The sequence below is a fragment of the Gluconobacter sp. Gdi genome, assembly GCF_014132155.1.
In the GTDB taxonomy this organism is placed as follows: Bacteria; Pseudomonadota; Alphaproteobacteria; order Acetobacterales; family Acetobacteraceae; genus Gluconobacter.
In genome coordinates this window covers 38,752-57,247 of the sequence record NZ_BLJQ01000009.1, presented here as the reverse complement: position 1 = coordinate 57,247, position 18,496 = coordinate 38,752, and the positions used below count along the sequence as shown (strand labels likewise).

Annotated in this window: 12 protein-coding genes and 1 pseudogene; 7 read left to right on the top strand and 6 right to left on the bottom strand. The window is 57.7% G+C overall.

Annotated features, from left to right (window positions below):
* The first annotated feature begins 10 nt into the window (after positions 1-10).
* The 6 genes and pseudogenes from trbE to JN414_RS13245 all read left to right on the top strand — a co-directional run bounded on the left by trbE (position 11) and on the right by JN414_RS13245 (position 7,479).
* A complete protein-coding gene (gene trbE / locus JN414_RS13270) occupies positions 11-2,443 on the top strand; it encodes a conjugal transfer protein TrbE (RefSeq protein WP_202208363.1) in 2,433 nt (810 codons plus the stop codon).
* Positions 2,440-3,177, top strand: coding sequence for a P-type conjugative transfer protein TrbJ (trbJ, locus tag JN414_RS13265; RefSeq protein WP_202208362.1), 738 nt, complete (start codon positions 2,440-2,442; stop codon positions 3,175-3,177). The genes trbE and trbJ overlap by 4 nt, the downstream gene beginning before the upstream one ends.
* 5 nt (positions 3,178-3,182) lie before the next feature.
* Positions 3,183-4,593: pseudogene (trbL, locus tag JN414_RS13260) on the top strand (P-type conjugative transfer protein TrbL).
* Positions 4,594-4,598: 5 nt separating this feature from the next.
* Complete coding sequence (trbF, locus tag JN414_RS13255; RefSeq protein ID WP_202208386.1) at positions 4,599-5,282, top strand: conjugal transfer protein TrbF; 684 nt, start codon at positions 4,599-4,601, stop codon at positions 5,280-5,282.
* Positions 5,279-6,280 carry a P-type conjugative transfer protein TrbG gene (gene trbG, locus JN414_RS13250; protein WP_202208361.1) on the top strand — a complete coding sequence of 334 codons (1,002 nt, stop codon included), beginning with the start codon at positions 5,279-5,281 and terminating at the stop codon, positions 6,278-6,280. The genes trbF and trbG overlap by 4 nt, the downstream gene beginning before the upstream one ends.
* Positions 6,277-7,479, top strand: coding sequence for a TrbI/VirB10 family protein (locus tag JN414_RS13245; RefSeq protein ID WP_202208360.1), 1,203 nt, complete (start codon positions 6,277-6,279; stop codon positions 7,477-7,479). The genes trbG and JN414_RS13245 overlap by 4 nt, the downstream gene beginning before the upstream one ends.
* Before the next feature lie 359 nt (positions 7,480-7,838).
* On the opposite strand, the gene JN414_RS13240 is transcribed toward JN414_RS13245, so the two are convergent.
* The 6 genes from JN414_RS13240 to sodC all read right to left on the bottom strand — a co-directional run bounded on the left by JN414_RS13240 (position 7,839) and on the right by sodC (position 16,874).
* Positions 7,839-10,373 carry a DEAD/DEAH box helicase gene (locus JN414_RS13240; protein ID WP_202208359.1) on the bottom strand — a complete coding sequence of 845 codons (2,535 nt, stop codon included), beginning with the start codon at positions 10,371-10,373 and terminating at the stop codon, positions 7,839-7,841.
* Positions 10,370-11,362: a DUF1837 domain-containing protein gene (locus JN414_RS13235; RefSeq protein WP_202208357.1), complete on the bottom strand. Its 993-nt coding sequence runs from the start codon at positions 11,360-11,362 to the stop codon at positions 10,370-10,372. The genes JN414_RS13240 and JN414_RS13235 overlap by 4 nt, the downstream gene beginning before the upstream one ends.
* A 31-nt stretch (positions 11,363-11,393) precedes the next feature.
* A complete protein-coding gene (locus JN414_RS13230; protein ID WP_237390067.1) occupies positions 11,394-12,725 on the bottom strand; it encodes a DNA-processing protein DprA in 1,332 nt (443 codons plus the stop codon).
* Between the two features lies 1 nt (position 12,726).
* A complete protein-coding gene (locus tag JN414_RS13225; RefSeq protein ID WP_202208355.1) occupies positions 12,727-14,826 on the bottom strand; it encodes a RecQ family ATP-dependent DNA helicase in 2,100 nt (699 codons plus the stop codon).
* Complete coding sequence (locus JN414_RS13220) at positions 14,826-15,995, bottom strand: Fic family protein (RefSeq protein ID WP_202208354.1); 1,170 nt, start codon at positions 15,993-15,995, stop codon at positions 14,826-14,828. Before JN414_RS13220 ends, JN414_RS13225 begins: the two co-directional genes overlap by 1 nt.
* Positions 15,996-16,352: 357 nt before the next feature.
* The gene (gene sodC, locus JN414_RS13215; RefSeq protein WP_237390071.1) at positions 16,353-16,874 is read right to left on the bottom strand and encodes a superoxide dismutase[Cu-Zn]; all 522 of its coding nucleotides are present in this window, start codon (positions 16,872-16,874) and stop codon (positions 16,353-16,355) included.
* A gap of 363 nt (positions 16,875-17,237) precedes the next feature.
* Here sodC and JN414_RS13210 point away from each other — a divergent pair, with 363 nt between their 5' ends.
* A complete protein-coding gene (locus JN414_RS13210) occupies positions 17,238-18,440 on the top strand; it encodes an MFS transporter (protein ID WP_202208352.1) in 1,203 nt (400 codons plus the stop codon).
* Positions 18,441-18,496 lie beyond the last annotated feature (56 nt).

The window sequence follows — 18,496 nt, the reverse complement described above, 5'->3', positions numbered from 1 at the left end:
GGGTAGGGCGATGATGTCCCTTGGCGAATATCGTAATCGTGCTGCCCTCCTGTCAGATTTTCTCCCATGGGCGGCCCTGGTTGAGAAAGGCGTTGTCCTGAACAAGGATGGTTCCTTCCAGCGCACGGCAAAGATACGTGGCCCAGATCTGGACAGCGCCACACCGGCCGAACTTGTCGGTGTCACGGGACGCCTGAACAACGCCCTGCGCCGGCTCGGTTCCGGCTGGGCGGTGTTCGTGGAGGCCCAGCGCGTGCCGGCCACGCTCTATCCCGAGAGCGACTTTCCTGATGCGGCCAGCCAGATGGTCGATCTCGAACGGCGCGAACAGTTCGAGGATGAGGGCGCGCATTTCGAGAGCCGGTATTTCGTCACCCTGGTCTGGCTACCGCCAGCAGAATCATCAGGCCGGGCCGAGCGTTTTCTGTATGAGGGCAGGGAGCGCGAGGGGCCTGATCCGCATGGAATGCTTCATGCGTTCGTGGATCACACGGACCGGATGCTGGCCCTGCTGGACGTCTTCATGCCCGAGGCAGTTTGGCTCGATGACGGCGAGACGCTGACCTATCTCCATTCGACCATTTCCACCCGGAACCAGCGCGTCAGGGTGCCGGAAATCCCGATGCACCTCGATGCGCTGCTGGTGGACCAGCCGCTGGCGGGCGGTCTGGAGCCGAAACTTGGTGATGCTTTCCTCAAGACGCTGACGATCACGGGTTTCCCCAGCCGGACTTTCCCCGGAATTCTGGATGACCTGAACCGGCTGGCTATGCCCTACCGCTGGTCCACCCGTACCATCCTGCTCGATAAGACCGATGCCACGAAGGTTCTAACAAAAATCCGTCGCCAATGGTTCGCAAAGCGCAAGAGTATTGCAGCGATTGTTCGGGAGGTGATGACCAACGAGGCGTCGGTTCTCGTGGATAACGATGCCGCCAATAAGGCTACCGACGCCGATCTGGCCCTGCAATCCCTTGGCGCCGACGATGTCGGGCAGGCGTACATCACCGCGACTGTCACGGTCTGGGATGGCAGCGCCAGCATCGCGGCCGAGAAGCTGCGGCTTGTGGAAAAGATCATTCAGGGTCGCGATTTCACCTGCATGGCGGAAAGCTTGAATGCCGTGGAAGCATGGTTGGGATCTTTGCCCGGCCATGTCTACGCCAATGTCCGCCAGCCCCCGGTTTCGACCCTGAATCTGGCGCATATGATTCCACTCTCCGCCGTCTGGGCGGGGGCGGAGCAGGACGGGCATTTCAGGGCTCCGCCGCTGTTCTACGGCAGGACGGCGGGGGCGACACCCTTCCGGTTTTCCCTGCATGTCGGGGATGTTGGTCATACCCTGATCGCCGGGCCAACGGGGGCGGGGAAGTCGGTGTTGCTGGCCCTTATGGCGCTTCAATTCCGTCGTTACGCGGGATCACAGGTTTTCGCCTTCGATTTTGGCGGTTCCATGCGCGCGGCGACGTTGGCGATGGGTGGCGACTGGCACGATCTCGGGGGCGGGTTGTCGGACGGCGACATAGAAACCGCCGCCGTCGCCCTTCAGCCGCTGGCGTCGATCGATGATCCGGACGAACGGAAATGGGCCATGGAATGGCTGGGTCAGATTCTGATGGGCGAAAGGGTGCCGCTCACCCCCGAGGTGAAGTCTCACCTCTGGTCCGCCCTGAATTCGCTTGCATCTTCGCCCGTTGGTGAACGGACCCTGTCCGGTCTGGTGGCATTGCTCCAGTCCAACGCGCTGAAGCAGGCATTGGCGCCTTACTGTCTGGGTGGCCCCTATGGTCGCCTGCTCGATGTCGATATCGAACGGCTCGGTGACGCCGACGTCGTCGTTTTCGAAACCGAGGGCCTGATCGGCTCAGGCGCCGCGTCTTCGGGTCTCGCCTACCTGTTCCACCGCATTGAAGGCCGTCTGGATGGCCGCCCGACGCTGCTGGTCATCGATGAGGGCTGGCTGGTGCTCGATGACGGTGATTTCGCCGGACAACTCCGGGAATGGCTGAAAACGCTGCGCAAGAAGAATGCGTCAGTGATTTTCGCCACGCAAAGCCTGTCAGACATTGCCAACTCGCCGATCGCGCCAGCGGTGGTGGAAAGCTGCCCCACGCGGATATTCCTGCCCAACGAGCGCGCCATCGAGCCACAGATCATGGCGCTCTATCGGGATTTCGGTCTGAACGACCGGCAGATCGCCATCATCGCCCGCGCGGCGTCCAAGCGGGAGTATTATTGCCAGACCCAGCGGGGAAACCGGTTGTTCGAACTGGGTCTCGGTCCGGTGGCGCTGGCGTTGTGTGCCGCGTCCGGCAAGGACGATCATCGACTGATCGATAGCGTGCTGACCAAGCACGGGCGGGATGGTTTCCTGCCTGCGTGGTTCGAAGCACGTGGTGTCATGTGGGCGGCGGACCTTCTGCGGGAAGGGGGCGTGCCGTGAGATATCGTCTGATTCCTGCCGTTATGGTCATTACTTTTACGGTTTCATCTTCTCCACCTGCCCACGCGCAATGGGCGGTCTATGATGGTGCGAACCACGTCCAGAATGTGCTGATCGCGGCCCGCACACTCCAGCAGATCGACAACCAGATCACCTCTCTCGCCAATCAGGCCCAGATGCTGGTCAATCAGGGACGTAATCTGGCGAGCCTGCCGCTTTCGACATTGTCGACGTTGCAATCAACGGTTTCCCAGACCACGGCATTGCTCGCACAGGCGCAGAACATCGCCTACAGCGTCCAGTCCGTTGAGCAGCAGTATCAGCAGGCGTACACGTCCGTGTCCTCGGGCATGTCCGACAGCGCCCTGTTCGGTCAGGCACAGACACGCTGGCAGAATTCCGTTGGCGGGTTTGAGGATGCCCTGAAATTGCAGGCCCGCGTGGTCGGAAACATCCCGAGCGACAGCAGCGCCATGACGCAACTGGTCTCGGCCAGCCAGACGTCAACCGGGGCGTTGCAGGCGGCGCAGGCCGGAAACCAGCTTCTGGCCCTGCAATCCCGTCAGCTATCTGACATTCAGGCGGAACTGGCCGCCAACGGTCGCGCCACGGCTCTGCAACAGGCACGTGATGCTGCGGCGGAAGCGGAAAGCGATGCGCAGTATCAGCATTTCTCGCTGCACGACGCCTATGTGCCTGGCACGGTGTCTATGTTCGGCAGCGGCGGGAACTGACGGTCATGGCCACCAATGATGTCGGCGTTATCGACACTTTCCTGAACACCTTCACGACCACGATCGACAGCGGCTTCGGTCTGCTGAAAGGAAACGTTGTTTCGCTGGCGGGGTCGTTGTCCGTGCTCGACATCGCACTGGCCGGGCTGTTCTGGGCGTGGGCAGCGGATGAGGACATCATCCAGCGTCTGGTGAAGAAGACCACTGTATATCGGGTTCTTCGCATTCCTGATCAACAATTTCGACCATCTGGCGAAGGTGGTGTTTGACAGCTTCGCCGCCATGGGCCTGAAGGCTGGGGGCGGCAATCTGACATTGTCGGATTTCCTCCGCCCCGGTCGACTGGCCGCGACCGGGTTTGATGCGGCCCAGCCACTGCTGGACTCTGTCCACAACCTTTTGGGTCCGGTGGCCTTCTTCAAGAACTTTATCCAGATCTTCGTGCTCTGCCTGTCCTGGCTGATCGTGCTCGCCGCGTTCTTCATCCTTGCCGTGCAGCTTTTCGTGGCGCTGATCGAGTTCAAGCTGACCAGCCTCGCCGGTTTCGTGCTGATCCCGTTTGCCCTGTTCAACCGGACGGCCTTCCTGGCGGAGAAGGTGCTGGGCAATGTCGTGTCATCGGGCGTGAAGGTGATGGTGCTGGCGGTGATCTCCGGCATCGCGTCTGTATTATTCCGGCAGTTTACGACCTCTTATGGCGATGCTGTGCCCACCGTCGGACAGGCAACGTCAGTGGTACTGGCGTCCCTCGCTATCGTCGGTCTGTCCATTTTGGGCGGCAGCATCGCCAATGGTCTGATCTCCGGCGCGCCACAGCTTGGCGCTGGCGCCGCTGTCGGCACCGGCATGGCGGTTGGCGCGATGGGGGCAACGGCCGTGGCTGGCGTTGGAGCGGTTGCCTCTGGTGGGGCTGCGGCCGTGGGCGCGACGGCAGCCGCCGCGCGGGGCGGGGCCGCGATCGCAGGTGCGGCGAACACGGCTTATTCGATGGGTGCCATGAATGCCGCTGGCGAAAGTGCCGGTGCCCGCATGGCAGCCGGGCTGGGCGGTGTCGCCCGGGCGCCGGGCAGTGCTGCCGCGAATGCCGTGAAGAGCAAAATGTCGTCTGCGGCGACCGCCATGAAGCAGAGCTACGGCGAGGGCGCGCGAGGCGCTTTTACCGCGACGGGCGGACGCTTCACAGGTGGGACATCGTCCGATGCGAACGGCGGGCAGTCTGGTGGTCCGTCCGGTAACGGCGGCGGCCCAGCGGATGGTGGTCTAGAAAGCAGCGGTCCCGACGGTCAGCCACCCCGCTGGGCGCGGAGCATGAAGCGCCGTAACGCAGCCACCCATGCCGCCGAAGCCGCGCATGTCATCCGTTCCGCCGATGGCGGCGGCGGAAGTTCCAGCATTGATCTCTCGGAAAAGGAATGAGGACGATGTTCCGTCGCTCCACCAGCCGCTACGGGATCACGCCCGAGCCCGTAACCCCATACCAGAAAGCAGCGCAGATCTGGGACGAGCGCATCGGCTCCGCCCGTGTGCAGGCCCGCAACTGGCGTCTGATGGCGTTCGGGTCACTGTTTCTGTCCGCCGGCCTTGGTGCCGGTCTGGTCTGGCAGTCGGTGCGTGGCACCGTCGTGCCATGGGTGGTGCAGGTCGATCGGCTTGGCCAGGCGCAGGTCGTGGCTCCCGCGACGGCGGGCTACATACCGACCGATCCGCAGATTGCCTGGTATCTGGCGCAGTTTATCGGCGATGTCCGTGGTCTTTCATCAGATGCGGTGGTCGTGCGCCATAACTGGCTGCGGGCCTACGACTTTGCCACTATTTCGGGGGCGCAGGCGCTGAACGATTATGCGCGCCTGAATGATCCATTCTCGCAGATTGGCCGCGAGCAGGTCGACGTCGATGTGTCGTCGGTCATCCGGGCTTCCCCCGGAAGTTTCCGTGTCGCCTGGACCGAGCACCATTACCGCGACGGAGCGTTCACCGGCACCGAACGCTGGACCGCCATCGTGTCGGTTGTTCTGCGCACGCCGCGTGACGCCGATCATCTGCGGAAAAACCCGCTTGGCATTTACGTCTCCGCCATCAACTGGTCGAAGGAACTCGGACAATGATCCGCATGGTCATGCGCGCCGTTCTACTGGCGCTGCTCACCCTGTCCGCCTGCGCGGGGCAGTATCATCCGCCCGTCATCCGCTACGATGATGCGGCCCAGGCGACACGCCAGCCCGATCCACCGAAGCCTGTGCAGGTCGTGGAAGTCCCGAAAATCCTTCCCCTGCCGGGCCAGCTCAAGCCGCTTCCACCGTTACGGCGCGTCCACTTCGCGCCTGAAGCGGCCGATCCCGCCGTGCGCGTGACCCAGGCCAATCTTGCCGCCCGCATCCAGCCGACACGGGCCGGTTATGTGAACGCGGTGCAGGTTTATCCCTACAGTCCGGGAGCGCTCTATCAGGTCTATGCCGCGCCAGGCGAGATCACCGACATCATGCTCCAGCCCGGCGAGAAGCTGGTCGGCACCGGGCCGGTCGCGGTGGGTGATACCGTGCGCTGGATTGTCGGTGATACGTCGAGCGGAGCGGGAACCACGAAGCGCGTGCATATCTTGGTCAAGCCTACACGCCCGGATCTGACCACCAACCTGATCGTCAACACCGACCGGCGGACCTACCTCGCCGAACTGAGGTCGACGCCCGCGACCTATATGGCGTCGGTGTCGTGGGACTATCCCGAGGACGATCTGATCGCGCTGCATCGGCGGGATGATGCCTCCGACGAGGAAGCGCCGGTGGATGCGGGGCTGGATCTGAACTCGCTGAATTTCCGCTATGCCATCCAGCCAGTGAAAGGCGGGAAACCGCCCTGGCTGCCCGGCCGGGCCTTCGATGACGGCCACAAGGTCTATATCGCCTTCCCGTCGGGGATCGGGCAGGGGGAACTGCCGCCCCTGTTCGTGCTGGGGGCCGATGGCGGGCCGGAACTGGTCAATTACCGGGTGCGGCAGGACTGGATGATCGTCGACCGCCTGTTTGCCGCCGCTGAATTGCGTCTGGGTGACAAACATTCCGAGCAGCGCGTGCGCATCGTGCGCACGGATGGCAGAAAGTCATGAGCAGCGCGGAAGAACGCCCGGATGAGGACGGAGGCGCTACTGGCAACGGAAGCGCAGCGGGGCCGGGATCAGCAGCGCCACCCGATCTGCGGCTGCGCGCGCAGCGTCCGCCGGTCGTAAAGCTGTCGCGCCCCGTCATCTGGACATTGGGTGCCGCCGGAATGCTCGCCATCGGTCTTGCGCTGGGCTACGCGCTGCAAGGCAACACGCCAAAAGGGCCGGTTCAGGCGGCACAGGATACCGACGCGCGCGCCTCGGCCGATGGGCTGTCGGCTCTGCCCAGCGACTATACCAATGTACCGAAGCTGGGGCAGCCTCTGCCCGGCGATCTGGGCGGGCCGATCCTTAATGCGCAGCGGCAGGGACGTGCGGGACCGGTTCCCGGCATGGGGGATCGTCGCGGTGACCAGGAGATCGAAGCAGCGCGGACCAGTCGGCTGTTTGCGCAGGTCGAGGCGCGGGAGGGTCAGAGCGCACAGGCGGTCCCGGTCCCGGCACAGGCAGCTCCCGGAGTGCAGGCATCATCCGCAGGAACCGATCAGCAGGTTGGTAATCGTACCTTTCTGGCGGGTCAGCCAGATCGTGCGACGGTGAGTCCCGACCGGATTACGCCGCCTGCATCTCCTTATATCCTTCAGGCAGGGACCGTCATCGCCGGGGCGCTCAACACGAAAATCAGCTCCGACCTGCCGGGTCAGATTGTCGGTCATGTCACCCAGAACGTCTATGACAGCCCGACCGGGCGGTATCTGCTGGTCCCGCAGGGCAGCACCCTGTTCGGGGCCTATAACAGCAGCGTCTCCTTCGGACAGCAGCGCACCCAGATCATCTGGACCCGGCTGATCTACCCGAACGGGGAGAGTCTCGTGTTGGAAAAACTGCCCGGCGGCGACGCCATCGGCCAGTCCGGTCTGTCCGACGAGGTGAACAATCACTGGGGGCAACTGTTCCGCGCAGCCCTCGTCACGACCTTGCTCAGCGTGGGTTCGGAAGCGGGCACGTCATGGAATGAGAATAACCTGATGCAGGCGATCCGCAGCGGGGTCAGCAATGGCTTCTCCATGGTCGGCAACCGGCTGATCGATCGCAGCCTCAACGTCCAGCCCACGCTGACCGACCGGCCGGGGCTGCCGTTTACGCTTATTTTGAACCGCGCTCTGGTTCTAAAGCCTTGGACAGAGAAGGAAATCCACCCATGACGACAGTAGCGGTTCGTCGAGCGATACAAGATAGTCAAGTGAGTCTGAGAACGCTGGCAAAACGCTACAGATTAACGACCAATCCGTCTCGCGCCTGCACTGGAGTTGGAAAACATAAAGACAACGCCATCATACCCAAGCCTCTTGAACATGCACGCGGCGCTTCAGGGTGCTTACTCCCCAAATACACGATACAGCCCGAAGATGGTGGACGAGGGTTTCGAAACACCCCGCTCCATCCACCGCCGGGATTGCTGATAAACTGCAGACCTCGGCACTGACATTAGATAGATACGGTTTGCGGGCAGTAATCATCCACTTGTTCTGTGCCACCCATCCCGGAAGGTGTATAATAGCTTTTAATTAAGCGTAATCGCCTGCACCTCAGCAAGCAAAAGGGGCGAAAGTCCCAGCGCTTCAAGCGGACGAGTTCGCAACCACTGTAGCGCGGCGGCAGTATCGAGATCTTTACGGGCAGACATTTCGTTCAGCTTCATCGCTGTGACACGTGATAACCCTAGAGAGATGAAGCTAATCATCGTTTTGTCGGATGCGCCGATCTCCAAGTAGAGTGGCAAGGACGGGATACTGGAGACCATGTCCACCAAACCTGCGCTGTCGAGCGCGTAGACAAGAAGTGCAGTGTAGCAACCAAATAGACGCACCGCTTGAAAACGGATATCACCTTCAATTAAATCTAACGTGCTTCTGATCGTCGTTCGAACAGGTTTCGACGCATTTCGCGAAATTTGCTCGTCAATGATCTGGGGAAGCGGAAGGCCAAGCATCCAGCGCCGCGCAATCAGGGCATGGAACCGATGGCGGTTTTTCGATGTGTCGATACCGAGGATGATCTCGTGGCACAACTCCAATATATTCGCATAGGACTGAAACGCTTCGCTCTCTCTCGGATGCGACGGAATAAGGGTTCGCGCGACATCGGGACCTAGCGCTATCTTCGAGCTCAGCCGCTCATAAAGGCACTGCTGTTTATGGGCAGAGATGTTCGGAGTTCGGCGCAGAACCGCCGCGGGCAGGGTCAGTTTTTCGCTGGCCGATCCAAGTGCAGCTGCTAACAGACTGGACTGGACATCACCTACTGCGAGGCCAGCACGCTCGAATGTCTGATTTAGATCGCCACCTTTGAAATCGGTATAGAGGCGGACGAAAACTGTCTCGAGATCAGTCTCATCGCTGCGGCCTGCTGTGGGCGCGCCAGCAATCACATTCATTAACTGGTCATGATGTTTGTTGAGGCTGGTTTCAATTGCTGGCGTCACGACCGAATTTTTTGGACCGGCGAGCGGTTTTTTCTTCCAAGTATCATAGTCGATGAGAAAGATGTTGCCCTGAAACTCCCGTTTGAGTCTACCGGCGCGACCAGCAAGATTCCAGAAGTCTGTCGATTCCAGCGCTCTGGTCCGCCCCTTTTCTGGGGCGAACATAAAGATATTCTTGGCGGGAAGGTTGACACCTTGAAGCAGCGTACTTGTGCAGACGAGATAATCGATTTCGCCAGACGATACGGCCGCTTCAATTGCACGTCGGAGCTGGGTCGGGATGTTGGAGTAGTGAAATGCTACGCCGTGTTTGACGCACTCGACCAACCCGTAGTTAGCGTGTACCGCTTCTTTCGCCAAGTCGGATAAAGCAAGGAGTGCTTCGGTTGGCTCGCGATCGGACATCAACTCTGCGAGTTGGAGCGCGATGCTCTCCGCTTCAGCCGCACCATTCGCGTAGATGATATTTGAATGCCCGTGTCCAAGCACCGCCGGGATATGGACGAGCTTCTCTGTTCGGCTCGCCACCGTCCGCCCCAGCTGCAGCGTTGCGACTTGCCGCAGCGTTCTTGATCCGTCGCCAGCGGTTTGGACCACCAGCTTGCCCTTGGTGGCGGACTCGACGGTAATGACCAAAAAATTTTGGGCAACGGTCGGCTCTACAGACGAAAATTCAACCACATCGTCCAAGCCAAACAGCCGTCCAAAGACATCTAGGTTACGGATCGCTGGGCTGGCAAAAAGAATTTGTGATGCCGAGTTGCGGATTAGTAAATCGTCGATGACCCATTGCAGTAGTACGCCGCGTGACCCTTCCGCGATCGAATGCGCTTCATCGACGATGATGACGCTGGCGCTAAAGTCTGGGTGAGCTCCAAGGGCGAGTTGTACCCTCTCTTGAGTCATCACGTAAATGGAGCGCTCGGCGAGGGTCGTTTCAGCATCGACTGGTACCGTCACGATGTCGGGGGCATCTTGGTGCATTCCCTGAAACTGGATCTTCAAATCTTCGGCCACTTGGGCAATCAAGGCGCGAGTTGGGACGATGTAGACGACTGACTTTGGCTGCTCGTTGTCGAAGAGCGCCGACAGATAGCCCTGCAAGACAAAGGATTTTCCTGCGGATGTAGGTGCAGCCAACGCGATGCGACGACTTTGGATAAGGTTTAGCCACAGTTTCTGCTGGAAATCTGTCAGCAGCACTGTTTGTCCGTTGATCGTAACCTCATGAGCGTCCGCCGATACAATTTCTTCTGCCGCAAGCATGAGCGGTAGACTTGTCCGTGCGGATGCCACGTCTGCACGAGTGCCGATGGAAGGAAAGTTGCCGAGACGCGTGAGCACAACACGTAGGGCTTGATCTAAAGGCACTTGGCTGGTTCCGAACAAGTCATACGCACACGTCGCCACCCGGAACGCCGCGTGTCGATGATCTCGCGTCTCGGAGCAAGCCAAGATTGCCGCCGAGCGCATCAATCGCGTGGCGTCCGCAATGTCGGCGTGACCATCGTCAATGCCGCCGATTTCTTTGGTTAGCCACGCGAGCTCAATGCGATGCGCCGCATCATGAAAGCCGGGGTTTCCCCAAACCTTATCAGCCAGTTCCTGCATCATGGTAGCCAGCCAATTCGAGCCTGAAAAAGATCGCGAAACTCCTGGACGGCAGGGAGTGGAAAAAAGAATAGCTCCACGTCCTGAGAATCCAGTCCAGCCGTCTTGAGCGCAGCTGAAACCTTAGGAGCCATTGCTGCAAGCTGCTCTTTGGCCAGTGCTCGAAACGTATCTTCAGCAGCCTGATCACCAGCAGCGTTGGCCTTCTGGAAGCCATCAAAATCGAAGCCGATTAGGCAGGTGATGACATCCTTACGTTCATTGTATTCCTCCTCATGCGGGTCTAGGTAGCGTAGCAGCGCTGCTTTGCCGTCAGCCCCTAGTCCTGTAAAATCGATATTTCGCTGAACAAGCTGGAGTTCGTGGTCCAGTTCTCCTGGCCCTAACGATTTTGCGATCGATGTCGCGGCAGCGTTAATAGCTGCACCGACATCACCATACATTTTAGACTCGCCCCAATAGAGGAATAGCCGCGCAGTCTCCGGGCAGTAGCGAACATGGATCCCGTCCGCTCCGTGTACAGGCATTTGCGAATTAGTTTTTAAGGTCATCTTGGCGATGAACTGCGGCGCGCCTAATATCCACTCGGTTAGCAGGTAGAGCAACAATTCGCCAGCTTCGCCATTTCGATTTGTCGCTTTATGAGCCTTAATGAAAAGCTTGGCCGCCGTGTCGTTGAGCTGCGTGGTTTTGATTAGAAAATCTTCAAACGGCAGAGTCGACTGAAGCTCCCTTACTGCGTCGATTTCTTTTCGCGTGAGCGCAAAAGGGGTCAGGTGAAGCCATACCAACTCCACCAATTCATGAATGGTAGTCTTGCCTTGTCGGAAAGCGGGAAAATGCAGACGAAGTGTGACACCGGCGCACTCGCACGTCACCTCGTGCTGTAGTTCCCTTATCCTTGGTCCTAATTTCGAATAGTCACGGCGGAGCGCTGCTAGGACCATATCTAAATCAGAGTTTACTGCTTCATTTACACGCGGCTGGCTCAAACCTTAGTCCCCAATGATCCAAAAGCATTGTTCATTTTTCAAATAAAGCTGTCTGATTTTTTCCTTCAGGATTTATCTGATACCTGACAGGCCTCGTTAGTTTAGAGATCTTTTCTTCACATTGCGCGCGCTTCAGCCAAGCGTTTACCTGCGTCTTCTCAAGTTCAAGGCGCGCGGCTATATCATCGACCGCCATGGGGCCGGCTGACGTAAGCTCCAGAAACCGGGCCAGGAAAAGGGTATAGAAGTCTACGTTGACCACCGCGCTGCTCTCAGGAACAGATACGCTAGGAATGACTGTCGCGCTTACTGGTGGTAGTTGGCTCTCCGTTATGGAACTGGCTCCAGTCTTTTTTTCATTTTCCGATCCGGCCTCTCGGTCATCATCCCGCCCAAGCAGTGGAAGTTCATTGCTTAAGGTTTGAGACGATGCGAAGTGAGGTTCCCCGAATAATTTCGACAGCGAGGTCATGTCTTCTGGAAACCAGTTGGCTCCACGCAGGACAAGCTCTCGATTGCCGGAATCCCGATCGTTACTCGCCTTAACCCAAAGCGGAACCCATCCAGCGCGGATGTCCTCGATCGCTCCGTTCCACGTTCCTCCCTTTTCGCGCGTGCTGCTAATGACGACAGCAGCGTCGGATAAGCAGTAAATATATCGATTGCGCGACATTGCATGACCAACATTGAAGCCTGCCTCGGGATTATACGGGCTGATCAACGCTAAATCGCCGGACATAATATGCTTGCGATACTTCGATGACGTTGCGGACCGAAGCAGGCTGTCAGCAAGAACACCGACAGCTGTGCCTTGCCTCGCCAATGCTCCAATCATTGCGCTTTGATCGACCCCGCGAGCACCCCCAGAGACAAGTGAATATCCTTGTGCTGCTGCCTCGGCTCCAAGTCTTTCGGTGTAGGCGAGATCCTCTTCGTTGGCGTCACGCGAGCCTACCACGGCGATTCCGCCGGTATTAAGAAGAGCCTTGTTTCCGCAGCCGAACAGGACGGCGGGCGATTCTGAGCGTAGCCGCCGCTTCAGCCGCTCCGGGTATTCTTGGTCAGATCTCGTTAAAACCCATAAACCTGCCCGCTGCCATTTTTCGAGCGCAAGTCCAAGGGCGGCCCCCCTTCCTAAGAGAGTCCGAATACGCGCTATTGAAACTGTACGATCCACCCAACTGGCGAGTAGAGAGTCCAGATCGCCTCTCAACAGGACGGCAGGCTCCAGCCCATGATCCTTTAACCAAATGGCAAATTTAGCCCACTCGCTGTTAGAGAAGGGTTTTCCATTCTGTGACTCGGACTTTCCGAAAGACACGGTTAGGAGCATCACCGCCTGAGCTTGAGGTGTAAGATGCATGTCAGCCTCCCACGCTCGAAGTCGTTAAGGCGACTGGCCAAACAGGGCCACTGCCGGCTTGCCTGAGAAGCGCAGCGGCCACTGTCATTGTCCACGCTGAGTCAACGACGTCATCTAGGAGGAGCACAGGGCCATTGGACACAGCCCCGACGATTTCAAAAACACCATCGAGGTTGCGGCACTGGTGGAACCTGTTCTGTTGCCCCTTCTGGGGCTCATTGTCCTTCACCTTGACGATTGCCTGCACGAACGGGAGGCCAAGAGCCTTCGCAAGGCGGTGCGCGAAGTCAGGTACAAGTGTCGGATGGTTTCTGGAAGGGACGCAGGTGACCCATGTCGGTGACGGATTTGGTTGCCAGCGGTCGCGCAGCATCTCCACAACAGCATCAACGAGTTCGTCTCTGAAACGACCATTGTGCTTGTCGTCAGCGACCACTTGCCCCCAACCAGCGTCACCCCAACGGGAAAGAATCCGACCTGGTTCTGCGCGGAGTTCCAAGGGAAGATTCCCTCTAAGCCCATATTCGGCGAAGGCATCCTTTGCGACCTGCTTGTTGCATTCCAAGACGATCTCGGAATGGCGCAGGAAACGGCCGGCCGCGAATGCCGTTTTGCGAGTGAATGACGGATCCACGACTGGCCTGCCCAAGCAGTTGGCACAGTTGCCGCATGCCTGCGGGTTCGCATCATCAAGGGCGTTGGCCAGAAACTCCATCAGGCATCCCGGTTCATCGATGTAGGCTTGAACTTCGTCCCACTCGATTTCGCGCTGTTCGGTTAGACGCTGAATGCGTTCATGATCCATACGAAATGGGACGGGGGTCCTCTGCCATTTCGAGCCGTCCTTGATGACAGGGGCAGGGCTATTGACGGAAAGGAACTTGAGTACCTGCTCGATCTGGCCGTGTCGCAGGTTCACTATCTCCTCGATTTGAGCTGTGCTCAGACCATCGCTGTCCTCAAGCGCTTTCAAGATCGATTGAACCCATCGCTCGCGCGGGAACGCATTGCTACGAAAGAATTCGTGGATCTGATCATCTTCGTCGCCTGACATTAAAACGCCGACTGCGTGAGCAATGCCACGGCCGGCCCGGCCGACTTGCTGATAATAGGCAACGATCGATCCGGGTGCCTGATAGTGAACAACGAAGCTGAGATCCGGCTTGTCGTATCCCATTCCAAGGGCGGTCGTCGCGACCAATACCTTGATCTCGTTTCTCAGGAGTTGATCTTCAAGGTGCTCACGATACGTGTCAGAGTCTTCAAACCCATCGCTCAGCACACCGCTATAGTAAGGTCGGGCAGCAATGCCGTGCTGATTGAGCCAATCAGTAACCTGGTTGGCATCCCGCTTTGTCAGCGTGTAAATGATACCTGTACCCGGAAGTTCATTGATATGCTCCACCAACCACGCGAGACGCGCTGCTTGCGTGGGGAGGCGTAACGTCTGTAGCGCAAGTGTTTGCCGTGTGAGTGCTCCGCGCTCGATTCCAACGTTGCCCAGTTGTGCTTGAACATCCGCAACGACGCGATTGTTGGCCGTCGCTGTCGTACCCAGTATTGGGACGTTCTCTGGCATCCTCTGCAAGACGTTGACGAGGCGCCGGTAATCGGGCCGAAAATCGTGGCCCCAGTCGGATATGCAGTGGGCCTCATCGACGACGAGCAAGCCAATCGTTTCAGCGATTGGTAGCAAGATGTTTTCTACGAAATCGTCATTGGCCAAACGTTCGGGAGAAATCAGAAGCGCATCAGCCTGATTGGCCCGCACGATCTGTTGAAGTGCCGGCCATTCGTTTCTGTTCGTAGAATTTATTGTCAGGGCGCGAATGCCAAAACGATTTGCGGCTTGAATCTGGTTGCGCATCAAAGCGTGAAGTGGAGAAACGATGAGAGTTGGTCCACGACCACGATCTCGAAGAATACGGGTGGCAATAAAATAGACGGAACTTTTTCCCCAACCAGTCCGCTGTACGACCAGCAAGCGCTCCTGTCTGTTCACCAAGGCGTCTATGACTTCCCACTGCCCATCGCGAAATGATGCCGTGTTATCGCCAAGAGCCCGTCTAAGGAGAGAAAGTGCGGTCGAATAATCGGTCATTATCTATGCTCCAGTTCCGTACCGATCCGCAGTCGGTCGACATAGGTTTGATAGGCGAAGCTGCGATCTCGTTTTTTGCCCGTCGTCTCGACGAGAATGCCTGCAGCGATAAGCGTCTCAACGGCACGAGTGGCCGTCGGCTTACTCGTCTCGATAAGCGTCATGGCGGTTGCGATGGTGATGATCGGATGATTGGGCAAAAGCTCGAACAGCCGCATAGCGGAGACAGATGTCGTGTCTTGGGCCAGTACGCGGGCTCGGTCAGAGGTGACGACGGCAAATAGCTCGCGTGCCGATGCGACGGCCTCGTCGGCAATCGTCGCCACGGCATCGAGAAAGAAGTCGGTCCAGCCCTCCCAATCGCCGTCGGTGCGCACGGCAGTCAGTCGGCTGAAATATTCTGCACGATGACGCTTGAAAAAGAGACTGATATAGAGAAGCGGTGCCTTCAGCAGCCCCCAATGTTCGAGGAGCAAGGCAATGAGCAGGCGACCCAGGCTACCGTTGCCGTCGAGATAGGGGGAGATGCTCTCGAACTGAACATGGGCTAACCCCACTCTTACCAAAGGTGGCAGGTTGTCGGTCGTATGAAGGTATTTCTCAAGATCGCCAAGCAGACTGGGAAGCGCCTGCACAGGGGGCGGAACATAGATTGCATTTTCCGGACGACTGCCGCCGATCCAGTTTTGGCTCCGCCGCACCTCGCCAGGCTGCTTGGTTGCGCCCCTCGCGCCGTGCATCAGCCGCTGATGCGCGCCGTTCAACAACCGCATCGAGAGCGGCAGGCCATCGGATTTCGCCAGCTCTTCGCGCGCGTAGGTCAGTGCATCCAGATGGTTGCAGATCTCCTCGACATCCGCGTCTGGCTCTACTTCATGCTCGGCTTCGAAGTTCAGCAGATCGATAAGTGTCGCCTGTGTGCCCTCGATCTGGGATGAGATGACCGCCTCTTTGCGCACGAAAGCGTAGATGAACCAGTCGAGAGACGGGACTATCTCACTGGCGAGATCGAGCCGCGCCAGCGCGTGCTCGGCCGTGCGCAGTCGCTCCGCGAGTTGAACGCCGATCTTAATTTCAGGGTCATTCGGTGGCAGGGCCGCTGGTACGAATGCCTGTACCGCCTCACCACCTGCGATAGTGCGTTCGTAACGACCAGTGGTTCGTTTCACGCGTGCATCCTGCCTAGCAAAGCGTAATTATGTGCCGACTCGGCAGAGGAGCATGATTCCATTTCCAAGCTGAGACTCTAAAGAAAGAACTCTTTACCAGCCGGGAGAGAAAGTCAAGAGATCGTTATTAACTGTGAAGCCGGGTGCCTTCTTTGCGGCTTTCGAAGACTGCGGGAAACGTTAAATCGTATTTTAAAATGCTCGTGTGAGGGAAAGTGGTTTATTGATATTTCGTAATTATATCGCCGTCTGAAGTGAATGTGGGTATCGGTGCTTGCGTGCCCCCGCAACCACACCAATACAGTTCCAAAAACCCCCGCTCTCTCACCGAGACAGCGGGGGTTTTCGTGTTCTACCCTACCGGATCACACCACAAATCACGCGAGACCCCGAGCCCCCAATCGGCTGACTCTTGTAATCATCAGAAAACGCATGAACCACTAGAGAAGAACCATCAGCATCCAGCAATGCTGGACGCCCATCTTTGCCTGTTAGAGAGACGAAAGTTGAATAAACTTCAGCTGACGCTTTGCCGTCTGCGCCCGCAAAAATGTTAGGAAGATCGCCAGAGTCATTTTCCTTTGCATTCAATAGGCCGTGCGTGACTGGTGTCTTTTTATGGACATGTGACCCTGCCTTGGTAAAGGCTGGGTCGCTGCAGTCGCCTTTTTCATGGAAGTGCATGCCGTGCCAGCCCGGTGTTAGCCCGCTGACTTCAATATGAAGGAGGACACCTTGTGGCGCTTCGGTAATTTGAGCCGTGCCAGCCGGTTTTCCGTCGCTTCCTGCAAGAGAGGCAGTCGCCTTTTCTGCTGAAAAGGCCAGGGACGGCGTCAGGCTCAGGGACCCGGCTATAAGAGCGATCCGTGTCAAGCGCATTATAGTCATTGGGAGTCTTTCTCAGTTATGAGGATGGCAGGGGCATTTCGTGAAATTGCGGGATATGGTGCAAACCTGATGCAATTAAGACGCAATAGCAACAAGGATATGTTGCTTTCTTCTCCCCACTTTCTGGCCTTGGAACGAAAACGCTAGCGCCTGCTATCATAAATCGACATTCACATTGTCATGAGGAGAGAGCGGCTAGCCAATCGTGCCATTTTCCCAGCGGGAGATTGTGAGGGGAAGAAATAATAAAGAACCTTCGGTGAACTTCACTTCTTTCGTTTTGTTTTGGTGGAAAGAATGGCAGAACGCGCCCTGGCCCAACGCAATCACTGCGGCACTGTATTCAGGGAAATTATGCTTTTCAAAACTCTCCCCAGGCAGACCGTTATTGGTTTGTGTGCACTATTCGCGTGTACATTTACGGCACTGACCAGTGAAGTGGCCCCGGTTGGCCTCCTGATTGATATGGCTCAAGGGTTTCATATCACAGAAGGTCAAGCAGGACTGGCTGTTAGTGCCTTTGCTCTGATGGTTGCTTTGGGAGCAGTCCCTCTGACCATCCTGACGGCGAAAGTGGACCGTAAGAGACTGATGCTGCTGTCTTTGGGAGGCTACGTGCTTTCCAATCTGATTGCCGCTGTTGCTCCGACCTTTATGATTCTATGTGCGGGGCGTGCGATCGGTGGCATCGCGCATGCGTTGCTGATGTCGATTGTCTCGGCTTATGCCGCACGGCTTGTTCCGCCCAAAATGACTGGGCGCGCTATTTCGTTTGTTTATGGTGGTACATCTTTGGGCTCTATTCTTGGGGTGCCGGGGGCCGCTGCAATCGGACATTTTGCCAGCTGGCGTATCGCGATGCTCGTGATGACTGCCATTGCAGTGTTGCTGACGGTTTGTATTGCTTTCTTTCTGCCGCCAGTCGCAACATCCGGAGATGCGAGCACGAACTTGCCATCGATGGGCTCACGGAAGGCAATGAGGATCTTCCTGATCGTCGTGGCTATTGATGCAATCTTCTTCGTCGCTCACAACATGCTTTATACTTACGTCACTCCATTGCTGCTGGCACATGGTCTTCCCAAGAGTGTTCTCAGCGTTGCTCTGCTCCTGACGGGTGCTGTGAGTATTCTGGGTCTTTGGGCCGCGGGGCAGATTGTGGATCGCTGGCCGGCGGCGGGCATGCTGGCAGGGGGAATGGCGATGCTCATCGGAATGGGCCTGATGTATGGTCACATTCTGTCTGGCTGGGGTTCTGTGGCCTCTGTTGCGCTTTGGTGTACCGGCTATTCAGCACTCATTCCATTCGTCATGTCTGGGGCCATTCGTGCAAGAGCGACCCGCCCGGATGTGGCGGGAGCAGCTATCAACGGCGGTAGTAATCTCGGGATTTTGCTCGGATCAGCGTTGGGTGGTCAGGTGCTGACCTGGAGTGGGTTCAGCGTTTTGACGCCAATCGCTATTGCCATAACGCTTACCGCTATTCTTCTGGCAATTTTCAATCCCGAGGCTTTTCCAAGGATATTGAACTCTTCAGAAGAAGAGACTGCTTCCTGACAATAAAAAGGGGCTCCGAATAGCAATTCGGAGCCCCTTTTTGTCGATTTGGTCTT